The organism is Acetobacter sp. ESL1128 (assembly GCF_058505085.1).
This window is the reverse complement of the sequence record NZ_CP196369.1, coordinates 1,353,231-1,366,538: the sequence shown is the minus strand read 5'-3', so window position 1 is coordinate 1,366,538 and position 13,308 is coordinate 1,353,231. Positions and strand designations below refer to the sequence as shown.

Annotated in this window: 11 protein-coding genes; 9 read left to right on the top strand and 2 right to left on the bottom strand. The window is 57.9% G+C overall.

Annotated features, from left to right (window positions below; genetic code table 11):
* Positions 1–22 precede the first annotated feature (22 nt).
* Positions 23–1,192 carry an amidohydrolase gene (locus ACSYTG_RS06330; RefSeq protein WP_489783908.1) on the bottom strand — a complete coding sequence of 390 codons (1,170 nt, stop codon included), beginning with the start codon at positions 1,190–1,192 and terminating at the stop codon, positions 23–25.
* Positions 1,193–1,198: 6 nt separating this feature from the next.
* Entirely contained in the window at positions 1,199–2,677 is a 1,479-nt protein-coding gene (locus ACSYTG_RS06325) for an aldehyde dehydrogenase family protein (protein WP_489783907.1), read from the bottom strand.
* A 245-nt stretch (positions 2,678–2,922) separates the two neighbouring features.
* Between ACSYTG_RS06325 and ACSYTG_RS06320 the strand changes: the two genes are divergently transcribed.
* The 9 genes from ACSYTG_RS06320 to ACSYTG_RS06280 all read left to right on the top strand — a co-directional run bounded on the left by ACSYTG_RS06320 (position 2,923) and on the right by ACSYTG_RS06280 (position 13,308).
* Positions 2,923–4,302, top strand: coding sequence for an aminotransferase class III-fold pyridoxal phosphate-dependent enzyme (locus tag ACSYTG_RS06320; protein WP_489783906.1), 1,380 nt, complete (start codon positions 2,923–2,925; stop codon positions 4,300–4,302).
* A 56-nt stretch (positions 4,303–4,358) separates the two neighbouring features.
* Entirely contained in the window at positions 4,359–4,658 is a 300-nt protein-coding gene (locus tag ACSYTG_RS06315; protein ID WP_415423866.1) for a (2Fe-2S)-binding protein, read from the top strand.
* Positions 4,643–6,028: an FAD/NAD(P)-dependent oxidoreductase gene (locus ACSYTG_RS06310; RefSeq protein ID WP_489783905.1), complete on the top strand. Its 1,386-nt coding sequence runs from the start codon at positions 4,643–4,645 to the stop codon at positions 6,026–6,028. The genes ACSYTG_RS06315 and ACSYTG_RS06310 overlap by 16 nt, the downstream gene beginning before the upstream one ends.
* Positions 6,025–7,182 carry an NAD(P)/FAD-dependent oxidoreductase gene (locus tag ACSYTG_RS06305; RefSeq protein WP_086646807.1) on the top strand — a complete coding sequence of 386 codons (1,158 nt, stop codon included), beginning with the start codon at positions 6,025–6,027 and terminating at the stop codon, positions 7,180–7,182. Before ACSYTG_RS06310 ends, ACSYTG_RS06305 begins: the two co-directional genes overlap by 4 nt.
* 181 nt (positions 7,183–7,363) lie before the next feature.
* Positions 7,364–8,032, top strand: coding sequence for a haloacid dehalogenase type II (locus ACSYTG_RS06300; protein WP_086646808.1), 669 nt, complete (start codon positions 7,364–7,366; stop codon positions 8,030–8,032).
* A 113-nt stretch (positions 8,033–8,145) separates the two neighbouring features.
* Complete coding sequence (locus ACSYTG_RS06295) at positions 8,146–9,753, top strand: ABC transporter substrate-binding protein (RefSeq protein ID WP_491706458.1); 1,608 nt, start codon at positions 8,146–8,148, stop codon at positions 9,751–9,753.
* On the top strand, positions 9,750–10,706 hold the full coding sequence (locus tag ACSYTG_RS06290; protein ID WP_086646809.1) for an ABC transporter permease: 957 nt from the start codon (positions 9,750–9,752) through the stop codon (positions 10,704–10,706). Before ACSYTG_RS06295 ends, ACSYTG_RS06290 begins: the two co-directional genes overlap by 4 nt.
* Positions 10,703–11,518, top strand: coding sequence for an ABC transporter permease (locus ACSYTG_RS06285; RefSeq protein ID WP_489783903.1), 816 nt, complete (start codon positions 10,703–10,705; stop codon positions 11,516–11,518). Before ACSYTG_RS06290 ends, ACSYTG_RS06285 begins: the two co-directional genes overlap by 4 nt.
* A complete protein-coding gene (locus tag ACSYTG_RS06280; RefSeq protein WP_489783902.1) occupies positions 11,515–13,308 on the top strand; it encodes an ABC transporter ATP-binding protein in 1,794 nt (597 codons plus the stop codon). The genes ACSYTG_RS06285 and ACSYTG_RS06280 overlap by 4 nt, the downstream gene beginning before the upstream one ends.

Sequence of the window (13,308 nt, the reverse complement as noted above, 5' to 3'; positions counted from 1 at the left end):
TTAACAAACACGTCTTTTTCAATCAGAGGGTATGCTCTTGCGCGGCACATGTATGGGCAAGAATATGCCAGTAGCGCACCCCTCTGGTTATGATTGAATCGTCAAAATCATAATCAGGAGAATGGAGTTTATGAGACTCCCCATTCCCGATCATGGCATAGGCTCCAGGCTTCTTTTGCAGCATGAAGCCAAAATCCTCGGAGGCCAGACTGGGAGTAATATCCATATCCGGCACTGGGCCACCCATTTGTGCTTCCATTACACGCATGGTTTTGCGTGCAAGCTGGGTGGCATGGTGCTCGTTAACTGTAACGGGATAAGGCTGATGAAAATTAACCTGTATGGTAACACCATGGGCCACCTGTAGCCCATGGCACAGGCGTTGCAGCCCATCCTTGAGTTCATCAAGCACCACCGGGTCCAGAGCACGCAGGGTACCTGCCAGCCGGGCTGTTTCTGGCAATATGTTATCCGTTGTTCCTGCATCAAAAACACAAAAGGACACCACAGCAGGAATGGTGGGGTCCGTGCGACGGGCCACCAGTAACTGGGCCTCCTGCACCAATGCTGCCCCAATGGTCAGCGGGTCCGTGCCCAGATGTGGCTGGGCCGCGTGGGACCCCTTGCCTGTAATCTGGATTGCAAAGCGCCAGCCACCCGCCATAATCGGGCCAGAACGAACCCCCATGCGCCCGGCTTCCAGCCCCGGCCAGTTATGCAGGCCAAAACAGTAATCCGTTGGGAACAGATCAAACAGACCTTCATCTATCATAACCTGTGCACCAGCCCCGCCCTCTTCCGCAGGCTGGAAAACAAAGTGTACCCGGCCGCATGGCGGTGGGTCTGCTTTAAGCAGTGCCGCAGCACCAAGCAGCATGGCGGTATGCCCATCATGCCCACAGGCATGCATAACCCCGGGTGTGCAGGATGCCCACGGCGCTTGCCCTGCCTCGCTTACTGGCAGGGCATCCATATCGGCGCGCAGCATAATGGCAGGGCCTGCAATCCCCGTATCCAGCGTGGCGACAACCCCTGTTCCGGCAAGGCCAATATGGGGCGCGTAACCCAGATTTTGCAGATACTCGGCAACAAGGGCCGACGTTCTGTGCTCCTCAAACCTGAGTTCGGGGTGCGCATGCAAATCCCTGCGTAGTTCAGCCAGAAAAGTCACATCAACAGTCAATGGCTTCATAACTGTTTACTCCGCCGCCATCAGCACGCTTTTAAGCCTCAGATTAGCTTCAAACGCCTGCCTGCCGAGGTCTTTGCCAATCCCGGAACCGCCAAACCCGCCAGTTGGAATAACAAAGTCTGAAGAACGGCCATAACGGTTAACCCATACCGTGCCAGCCTTGAGCGTACGAATGGCGCGCATGGCTCTGGGCAGGGAGGCAGTATGCACACCGGCTGCCAGCCCATAAACAGGGTGTTCAGCCAGTGCAAATGCCTGATCATCCTCATCAAACACCTGTATGGCCAGAACGGGGCCAAAGACCTCCTCCTGCCATAAGGGGCATTCTGCATTCTGGACCATTACCATACCGGGGGAGAGGAAAACGCCACCGGTATTCGTATCCATACGTTTGCAGGCCACCAGTTCCTGCGCACCTGCATGCACACTGCCTTGCACCAGTGCGAGAATACGGTTTGCCTGTGGTTCTGAAATAATGGGGGAATACCCAGCGTTTTCATCCCACGGGGCTAATGCCTTTACTTGCCCGCACCGTGCAACAAGCGCTGCAATCAGAGGTTCGGCCACACCACGCTGCACAATAAGGCGGGAGCCGGTTACACACACCTGCCCGGCATTGCCCGTAAAGGCGCGGAAAATGCGGTCCGCCACATCATCCACACTCGGAATATCATCAAACACCAGTTGCGGGCTTTTCCCGCCCAGTTCCAGCGTAACCGGTTTTGGCCCGCTTTCAGCAGCGGCTTTCATGACAGCAATACCCGTGCGGGTGGACCCGGTAAAACTGAGTTTGCCAATAGCCGGATGTCGGCAAATGGCCTCCCCCGTTGCAAGGCCCGTGCCTTGCACAACATTGAACAACCCTGCGGGCATTCCGGCCTCAACCGCCAGCGCCGCCAGCCTGACCACTGAAAACGGCGTCATTTCAGATGGCTTGAGCACCGTGCCATTCCCTGCGGCAAGAGCTGGCACTACTTTCCAGCTTGCCATGACCAGCGGAAAGTTCCACGGCGCAATGGCCCCAGTAACACCGTAGGGCTCATACACGGTCATGCCCAAAAGATTGGTGGCTGTTACGGCCACGTCTCCACCAACTTTATCACAATACTCTGCAAAAAACCTTATACCTTCAGCAAGGAAAGGAATATCCCACCCAACTGTCTGGGCAATGGGGCGGGTGGAACAGACTGTTTCCAGTCTGGCTAGTTCCATGGCGTTGCGCTCGACCAGATCAGCCCAGCGGCGCAGAACTTTTGCACGCTCGCGCGGGGCGCAACTTGCCCACCCACTCTGGCGCTGCACACAGGCAGCAGTTTGTGCGGCCTTGTCCACCAGATCAGCCCCGCATTCTGGCAGATGTGCCAGAATGCGGCCATTCCCTGGGCTGGTTACGGCAATATCCGCCCCACCGGGCACAAGCTTGCCTGCCAGAAAATGCCCAACGGGCAGCGCTACATCTTCTGGACGAAAACCAAGATTGTTCACGCTCTACTCCCCTGCACTGTGGCTGTTGCAAACGCCATTCAGGTCATTGCGGTATCGTAGTTTTTCTTATCCATACTGTTGGCGCAAATACTAAAACGGGGTGAATGGCAATTTAATGCTTTCTTACAGCCCCTGCCTCCAGAACAGCACAATCCGCTATCGCAACGACTGGTTACGGCACCATATTTTCCGCCCGTACCAGCATAGGAAAAACAAGGCCAACAACACAACGGATACCAACAGCCATGACTCCAGAGACACTTGTATCACTCGATCGTGCCCACCTGATCCATCCCGTCTCATCATGGCGTGATCAGGAAGAGCATGGACCGCGCATCCTGCAATCCGGTCAAGGATCATGGCTGACGGATATTCATGGCAACAAGCTGCTCGACGGGTTTGCAGGGCTCTGGTGCGTTAACGTGGGTTACGGCCAGCAAAGTGTTGTGCAGGCCGCCGCAGAACAGATGACCCGCCTACCCTACGCCACCGGCTATTTTGGCTTTGCAAGCGAGAGCGCCATTACCCTTGCCTCCCGCCTTGCGGCCGTAACGCCGGGTGACCTTAACCGGGTCTTTTTCTCCCAAGGTGGATCGGATGCCGTGGATAGCGCCCTGCGCTTTATCCGCTTTTACCAGCATGCCCGCGGCACACCGGAAAAACGCCACGTAATTGGTCTGGCCCGTGGCTACCATGGCAGCACTTACACAGGGGCTGGCCTTACAGCCCTTGCTGCGTTCCATCGCAATGCGGATGTGCCTCTAGCCTGGCAGCATCACATCCCCAGCCCAGACCCCTACCGCCACCCCAAAGGGCCGGATGCCGCCGCCATTATTGCCGCCTGTGTAGCCGACCTGCACAACAAGGTGGCCGAACTTGGCGGGCCAGAACACGTCGCCGCATTCTTCTGTGAGCCTGTGCAGGGTTCGGGTGGTGTTGCCGTGCCGCCGGTTGGGTGGCTGAGCGCCATGCGCAACGCCTGCCGGGAACTGGATATTCTGTTTGTAACGGATGAAGTGATTACCGGTTTTGGCCGCACAGGCCCCCTGTTTGCCTGTGAGCATGAAAATGTTGTGCCGGATATGATGACCGTAGCCAAGGGCCTGACATCTGGCTACGCCCCCATGGGAGCCGTATTCATGAGCGAGGGCATGTATGCCACAATCCGCGATGCAACCCCCGCAGGTGTTGCCGTAGGCCACGGCATGACCTACAGCGCTCACCCCGTTAGTGCTGCCATTGGCCTTGCCGTGCTGGACCTTTACCAGAACGGGCTGCTTGAAAACGGCGTACGCTCCGGTGTGCATCTGGCTGAGCGCCTTGCCAGCATGAAGAACCACCCGCTTGTGGGCGATACCCGGTCCATGGGCATGCTTGCAGCCATTGAACTGGTGACAGACAAACAGGCCAAAACCAAGCCTGCGGCCTCGTTGGGTATTTCCAAAAAACTGGCCAGAATTGGTTACGAAAATGGCGTTCTGTTCCGCGCCTTTGGGGATGACATCATCGGGCTGGCTCCTCCGCTGTGCATGACGCTGGAAGAAACAGATATTCTGTGCGATCGTATCGAAATCGTATTAAACACATTGCTGGACGACAGGGACATAGCCGCAGCAATTGCCTGAGACACCGAGCCGTGGCGCACATGCGCCGCCACGGCCATGGCAGGAGATTCACCCTCATGAAGGGACTTTTCCGACGTGTGTCCGAAACACAGCGGTCACCCATTACCATAACAGTGAACGGGCAACCCGTTACAGCGCTTGAGGGGGACACCATTCTAACCGCCCTCCTTCTGGCTGGCAGGCAGCTCCGTGTGAATGAGTTTGATCAAAAACCAAGGGCAGGTTTCTGCCTTATGGGAGCCTGTCAGGATTGCCGCGTATGGACCGAAAGCGGTGATGAACTGCGCGCCTGTTCCACCCCCGCCACCCCCGGCCTACGTATAGTGACAGCAGAGGTGCCATGGACAAGCCAGTAGTTATTGTTGTCGGGGCGGGGCCTGCTGGCACACGCGCGGCACAAACCCTTACTCAGGCCGGCTTGCGCCCGATTGTGCTGGATGAAAACCGCCAGCAGGGTGGCCAGATATACCGCAGGCAGCCGGAAAATTTTGTGCGGCCAGCATCAAAGCTCTATGGGGCTTCCGCACGTTCCGCCACGGCACTGCATACAGCTTTTGCAGAGTTACTCCCGCATATAGAATACCGCCCAGAAACGCTGGCATGGGGTGTTGTGGACCAGCAGGTGCTGGTGGAACATAACCAGCGGGTAGAGGCCATTCCCTATGATGCGCTGATCATTGCCACCGGGGCTACCGACCGCATTATGCCCTGCCCCGGCTGGACATTACCCGGCGTATTTACCCTTGGGGGTGCCCAGATCGCGCTCAAAGCACAGGCCTGCGCCGTTGGTGCAGCCCCAGTCTTTATGGGCACGGGGCCACTTCTGTATCTGGTGGCGTGGCAGTACCTCAAGGCTGGCATCAAGCCACGGGCGGTGCTGGACACGTCATCCCTCAAAACACGTATTAAAGGCCTGCGTGGCCTGCGCCACCGACCCGCCATACTGGCACAGGGTGTGCGTTATATGGCCGAGCTCATGCGTGCTGGCGTGGCCCTGCATGCCGGCATTCAGCCCGTGCGCATAGAAGAACGGGATGATGAAGATGGCTTGCGTGTAAGAGGTGTAACCTGGCGCAACAGCCGTGGTCAGTTACGCCATACCGTGGGCGATGCCGTAGGCATGGGGTATGGCCTGCGCTCGGAAACGCAGCTGGCCGATCTGCTGAAATGCGACTTCGCTTTTGACCCCATATCCCGCCAGTGGCTACCTGTTACGGACGAGGATGGCGCAACATCGCAGCAAGGCGTTTACACAGCAGGGGATGGTGCAGGCATACGCGGTGCAGATGGCGCGGAATATGCCGGTGCTCTGGCCGCCCTGCGCTGCCTTGCTGATCTGGGCTTGACTGTGTCTGCACAGGAAGTCGCTCGTTTGCGCAAGGCGCTGGAGCCTATGACGGCTTTCCGCACCGGGTTGGAAACGGGTTTTCCCTGGCCATGGCGGAATGCTGCCGCCTTACCGGACGAGACTGTTATCTGCCGCTGCGAGAACGTGACAGCAGGTGATATTCGCCGGGCAGCCAGCTCGCTGGATGCACCGGAACTCAACCGTGTCAAAGCTTTTGTGCGTGTGGGCATGGGCCGTTGTCAGGGGCGCATGTGCGGCCTTGCCGGCGCGGAAGTTCTGGCAGCTGCCCGTAACATACCCATTGAACAGGCAGGCCGTATCCGCAGTGCGGCACCCATTAAACCCTTACCCGCCAAAATCCGGGGTATTATGACATGAGCCAGCCTGTTACCAACACCACTGCACGGGCCGATGTTATTATTATTGGCGGCGGCATTATGGGGGCTGCAACCGCGTTTTTTGCGCGCCAGCGGGGTTTGTCCGTTATTCTGCTTGAGCGCGATCTGGTCGGCCAATATGCCTCGGGCACCAATTTTGGCAATGTGCGCCGTCAGGGCCGCTTTTTGCCCCAGCTCCCCCTTGCCAACAGGTCCCGCGCCCTGTGGGGCGACCTCCCCCGCCTGATTGGCGAAAATGTTGAATTTCTGCCCAGTGGGCATGTGCGTGTTGCTTTTAAAGCCGAGGACAGCGCCCGACTGGAAAAATACGCACAGGACTGTAAACCCTATGGGCTGGAACTGGAACTTTACAGTGGCCGCAAGGCTGTAGAGCGCTTTCCCATGCTCGCGGCAGATGTGGACTGCGCGTCTTTTTCCCCGCTTGACGGGCACGCCAACCCCCGCCTTGCCGCCCCGGCGTTTGGCCGTGCTGCACGGCGGGCGGGGGCAACTGTGCGAGAGGGGGCCGAAGTCAGCAATATTACACGCACGGCAGAAGATTTTGTGGTGGAAACAGCTGATGGCCTGCGCTTTACCGCCCCCCTGCTCCAGATTTCGAGCGGAGCATGGGGGCAAAAAATGGCTGCCGCGTTTGGCGAAAACCTGCCGCTAACCCCCAAAGCTCCGCAGATGGGGGTAACAGAACCTGTTCCCTACCGTATTCACCCGGTTATTGGCTATGCCTCATGGGTGGAGGAGGAAGGCGTTTATCTGCGGCAGGTGGAACGCGGTAATATTGTATTTGGTGGCGGGCTACGGGGCACTGTGGACCTGAACACCAAACGGGCACAGCTTAACCCGCTGAACACTGTCAGGCAGATGCCGCATCTGGAGCGTATTCTGCCTGACTTTGCACGCTTGCGCATTATTCGGACATGGACCGGCATTGAAGGTTATACCGATGATGATCTACCCGTTATGGGGCCAAGTGCCCGCGTGCCGGGCCTGTATTATGCCTTTGGATTCTGCGGTCACGGTTTTCAGCTCGGGCCGGGTGTAGGGGCAACCATGGCGGACCTTCTGGCTACAGGCAAAACCGAAATTCCCCTTGAACCCTTCAGCATTGCCCGTTTTGCGGCTCCGGTCAGCCTATAATAATCCCTGATCTGCCTGCCGGTTCTGGGCGGGCAGATCAGGCCAAATATGCCCACGGCATTATCTGTGGTCCTTTTTCCAACATACAGAAGGCTCTGCTGCATAAACCAAGAAAGCAGTAGCATTCTCCATTCAGTTTATGTTGTCATATCGTAACGTTAATCAGACGGACAAAAACATCATGACGACGTTCAGGCCAAAATTCGTAACATTTGACTGCTACGGCACCCTGACCCGCTTTCGTATGAGCGACATGGCGCGTGAGCTTTACGCAGATGTTGTTCCCCCCGAAGGCATGGAACAGTTCTGCAAGGACTTTGCCGCCTACCGGCTGGACGAAGTTCTGGGCCCATGGCAGCCCTACCGCTACGTGCTGCTCAATGCCGTGGAACGCACCTGCAAAAAATGGAATGTTCCCTTTGCACCCGAAGTAGCCAACAAGTTTTATGAAGCCGTTCCCACATGGGGGCCTTGGGACGATGTGCCCGCAGGGCTGGCAAAGGTTGCCAAGGAAGTGCCTCTGGTCATCCTTTCCAATGCTTCCAACACGCAAATTCACTCCAATGTGGCCAAGCTTGGCGCACCTGTGCACGCTGTATTCACGGCGGAAGACGCACAGGCTTACAAGCCGCATATGCGTGCATTTGAATACATGCTGGACAAGCTGGGCTGTGGTCCGGAGGACATCCTGCATGTTTCATCCTCCCTGCGCTATGACCTGATGACCGCGCATGATCTGGGTATTCGCAACAAGGTTTTTGTTGCGCGCGGGCATGAACCCTCCACGCCGTATTACGGTTACACCGAAATCCCCAACATTGGTGGCCTGCCCGGCGTGCTGGGCCTGTAAACCTTTAGCCCGGATGCGGGGCGATTATTCCCATACAATATTCGCCCCGTTCTGTTTGTTCCTTCCCCCTGTTTTCCCCCAGTTGGAGCGTGTTGATGCTGAACCGACGCAACATGATAAAACAGGGAACACGCCTGCTCGCTACAGGGGTTTGCGCGGCTCAACCTTGGCTCGGCACAACGTGGGCAGAGGATAACAATGCTGTTGGAGCCGGTTTTGCACAAGCCGGGCAGCAGGGCACACAGCCCCGCACCGGCGGACACGTGCGGGCGGCCTCCACATCGGGCTCCCTGAGCGACACACTGGACCCTGCGCGCCAGTCCATGGCGACTGATTACATGCGGGGCAACATGTTTTACGATGGTCTTGTCGCACTGGACGAGACCCTGACCCCACACCCGGCTCTTGCCCAAAGCATAGAGAGCTCCGATTTTAGAACATGGCATATCCGGCTACGCAGTGGCGTGTGCTTCCATGATGGAGCCCCCCTGACATCAGCCGATGTTGTGTATTCCATCCTTCGCCATAAAGCGCCCGAGCTTGGATCACAGGTCCATTATCATGCCATGACCATGCGCACCGTAAAAGCCGATGGCCCGCTTGGCGTTGTGATTGAACTGGATGTACCCAATATCGCGTTCCCCTCAGTTCTGGGGTTAACCAATTTTGCCATCATCCGTGAGGGCACAACCCAGTTTCATAAAGCCAATGGCACCGGCCCGTTTACCTGCGCCGTTTTCCAGCCGGGTATTCGTTCAGTAGCCCTGCGTAACCCCAATTTTTGGCAACCCGGTGGTGTGTGGGTGGATTCCCTTGAACTCATTTCCATCAGTGATGATATGGCCCGGCATAATGCCCTACTCTCAGGCGATGTAGATATTATTGCTGCCGTGGACCCCCGGCTTGTAGCGCTCATCCGCAAACGCAATATCGCAGTGCTGGAAAGCCCGACAGGCACCTACACCAATCTGGCTATTCGGCAGGATGTGGGGCCGGGCCAGAACCCGGATTTTGTGCAGGCCATGAAGCTGCTGTTCAACCGCGAACAGATGCGCAATTCCATTTATCTGGGTTTTTGCCGCACAGGTAATGACCAGCCTCTGCCCCCCGAACACCGCGACTGCAACACAACCCTGCCCCAGACCGAGTTTGAGCCGGACAAGGCGCGCTTCCTGTTCAAAAAGAATGGTTTTCTCAACCAGAGCCTGCCACCGCTCATCTGTTCCCCCGCCGCTAACGGCTCGGTAGAGATGGCAGTGCTCCTGCAGAATGCGGCACAGAATATTGGGGTCAAGCTGGATGTGCGCCGCATGCCAGCAGATGGGTACTGGACGCAGTCTTGGATGCGTTTTCCCATGGGGTTTGGCAATGTTAACCCCCGTGCCTCCGCAGACATGACCTTTGCCGTCAGCTTTGCATCAACAGCCCCATGGAACGAATCCCACTGGCGCGACCCACGGTTTGACCAGTTACTCGCCCTGAGCCGCCAGGAGCCAGACACTGCCAAACGGCACGCACTGTATAACGACATGCAGGCCATGATCCGCGCAGGCTCAGGCGTGTGCATCCCCAGCTTTATTACCAGTCTGGACGGCTTTCATCCCCGGATACAGGGTTTACGCCCGCATCAGGGCGGGCAGTTGATGGGGTATAATTTTGCCCGCCACATCTGGGTAGATGAACAGCCTACCCGCTCCACAGCAGGGGGGGCGGCTCCATGAATGCCAAGCTTGGCATAGCCATTGCCCGCAGGCTTGGCGCATCCTGCGTATCGCTTGTTTTTGTCGTGGTCGCGGTCTTTTTTATTACCTCGGCCCTGCCCGGTGATGTTGCGCAATCCCTGCTGGGGCAGGCTGCAACGCCTGATGCAGTTGCCGCCCTGCGCCACAGCCTGCGGCTGGATGAGCCTGTTCTTCTGCGTTTTGCAAGCTGGGCTGGCGGGTTGCTCCGGGGGGATTTTGGCATGTCTCTGGTCAGCCACCAGTCTGTCATGAGCATGGTGCATGAGCGCCTGTTGCACTCGCTTTTGCTCGCGGGCATTACAACGCTGTTTGCCGTTCCCACGGCTTTGCTGCTTGGTACGCTTTCGGCCATATTCCGCAATACGGTTTTTGACCGTTGTGTATCCGTGCTGACACTCTGCGTTGTGTCTGTTCCCGAGTTTCTGGTCGCAACGCTGGCGGTGCTGGTGTTTGCCGTGCAGCTGCACCTGCTGCCCGCCCTTGCCAGTATTAGCGATATTCATTCCATCGGGTCGTTTCTGGCGGCGTTCTCCATGCCAGTCGCCACACTGGGGTGTGTGATTGTGGGGCAAATGGCACGCATGACACGCGCCGTTATGGTGAATGTGCTCAGCTCATCATGGGTGGAAATGGCCGTGCTCAAGGGGGTGTCCCCCACCGCCATTATCCTGCGCCACGTTTTGCCCAATGTTGTGGCACCACTGTTCAATGTCATGGCGCTCAGCCTTTCCTACCTGCTTGGAGGCGTGGTCATTGTGGAATCTGTTTTTCATTATCCCGGGATTGCCAGCCTGATGGTGGATAGCGTGGCATCGCGCGATATTCCGCTGGTACAAACCTGTGCACTCATCTTCTGTGCTGCGTATCTGCTGCTGACTACGCTAGCCGATGTTGTGGCCCTGTTTTCCACACAGGAAAGGAGCCGTGCATGATGCTTGCGTTCCCCCTGCCACGTTACCTGAGCCCGTTTTTGCAGGCCCCAGCACTACTCGCCCTGCTGTGGCTTCTGTTAGCCCTTGCTGGACCATGGGTTGCCCCCTACCTGCCCGGAGAAGTGGTCAGCACCACCGTATTTGCGCCCATATCCGCCAGGCATTGGCTCGGAACGGACTATCTGGGCCGCGATGTGCTGACCCGCCTGCTCTATGGCACCAGCAGCACCGTACTGCTCTGTGCCACTTCAACAGTCATGGCCTGTGGCGCGGGGGCCTTTCTGGGCATGATGGCAGCCCTTAAACGGGGCATGACCGATACCCTGCTCTCGCGCTTTATGGATGGTGTTATTTCCATACCCTCCCTGTTAAGCGGGCTTGTGGCGGTGGCGACCTTTGGCTCCTCCGTGCCGGTGCTTGTGCTGGCAATGGCGTGCATTTACCTGCCCGGCTCCTACCGCACATGCCGCATGCTGGCACTGTCCATCGTGCAAAAGGATTTCATTCTTGCAGCACGCATGCGGGGAGAAAAAACCAGCTATCTGGTGGTGCGGGAAATCCTGCCGAACATGGCTGGTCCCGTGCTGACCGATGTGGGGCTGAGGTTTATTTACGCCGTAAGGTTATTGAGCAATCTCAGCTTTCTGGGGGTCGGGTTACAGCCCCCACAGACCGACCTGGGCTCCCTCACGCGGGAAAATCTGCTTGGCCTTGTTTACGGCGCACCAGCAGTTATCGCGCCCGCACTGGCCATTGCGTTCCTGACCGTGGGGCTCAATCTTGCATTGGATGGTAAAGGGCGACACCAATGAGCGGGCACTCCCCCCCTCCCCTTATTACAGTCCGGAATCTCTGCCTGACCGGCCGCAGGGCCACAGGACCGGAAACCACCATTGTCTCCAATGTCAGCTTTGACGTGGCAGAAGGTGAGATGCTGGCCCTGATCGGTGAATCCGGGTCAGGCAAAACCAGCATTGCTCTGGCCCTGACCGGCTATGCCCGCACAGGCTGCCGCATAGCGCAGGGGGAATTACGGGTCGCCGGGCATGATGTGCGCACCATGGGAGCTAGCGAGTTACGCAGCTTTAGGGGCAAAACCATTGCCTATATTGCCCAGAATGCCGGGGCTGCCTTTAACCCGGCCCTGCCCCTTATGGAGCAGGTGATCGAACCCGCCCTGACCCACCACATTCTCCCCCGCAAGGAAGCTGTGGACCACGCCATTGCGCTGTTCGAGATGATGGCCCTGCCCACGCCGCACACCATTGGCGCACGCTACCCGCATGAATGTTCGGGGGGGCAACTCCAGCGGATCATGGCGGCCATGGCGCTGATAACCGAGCCTGAAGTGGTCATTTTTGATGAGCCGACCACTGCGCTGGATGTCACAACGCAAATAGAAGTGCTGGAAGCTTTTAGGGTCGCCATGCGCCAATGTGGGTTTACCGGTGTTTACGTAACCCACGATCTGGCCATTGTAGCCCAGATGGCCGACCGTGCTGTTGTGCTCAAAAACGGCAGCGTGCAAGAGGAAGGTCCAACCGGGCAGATCCTGAACAAACCCACACAATCCTACACCCGGCAGCTTGTTGCCGCCAGCCAGCCACACCTGCGCAACCATGATGCGTTGCCCCCGGCAACACCATTGCTGGATGTGCAGAACCTGATGGTCGGTTATGGGGCCATCATGCCCAATGGCCACCCCAGACATACCATTGTCAACTCCGTAAGCCTGCCTGTCCGCGCGGGAGAAACACTGGGGATTATTGGCGAATCAGGTTGCGGCAAAAGCACTCTTATCCGCGCCATAGCCGGTATTCAGCCCTGGTCAGGGGGGAACATGCTCTTTGCTGGTGAGCCCCTCGCCCCCAGAATTGAGGACCGCACGCCCCAGCAGCGCCAGCACCTGCAACTGGTCGCGCAGAACGCGGATCTGGTGCTTAACCCGGCCCTGAGCGTAGGTGCTACGCTCCGCCGTGTTCTGACATTCTATAACGAGGATGCCTCGGACGCGGCCCTTAACCGGGTTCTGGACATGGTGCGCCTGCCTGCTGCCGTTGCCGGGCGTTACCCGACCCAGCTTTCCGGCGGCCAGAAACAGCGCGTCAACCTTGCGCGCGCACTGGCTGCCCGCCCCCGCCTTGTACTCTGCGATGAAATAACCGCAGCGCTCGATACCGTTGTAGCCGCCGCCATTTTGGACCTGATGATGGAACTCAAGCGCGAGCTGGGGGTATCGTGGCTTTTTGTTACGCATGACCTGCACGCACTGCGTTCTGTCTGTGACCATGTGGCGGTTCTGTATGCCGGGCATTGCGTGGAGTTCTCTACCGCTTCCGCCCTGAACGCCCCCCCACGCCACCCTTATACCCGCAAGCTGGAAAGCTCGGTACCGGAAATGCACCCAGGCTGGCTGGACGGAGTCATTCGGCAGAACGGGCTCAAACCTGGCAGGGTGGCCCCTGTTCCCGCCCATGGCTGCTGCTACATGCCGCGTTGCCCGGTTGCTGTTGCGGACTGTGCACAAATCCCTCCCCCAATGTGGCAGGCCCCCTCTGGCGCGCTGATTAACTGCCACTTACAGGCACCAGACCTATCCTGA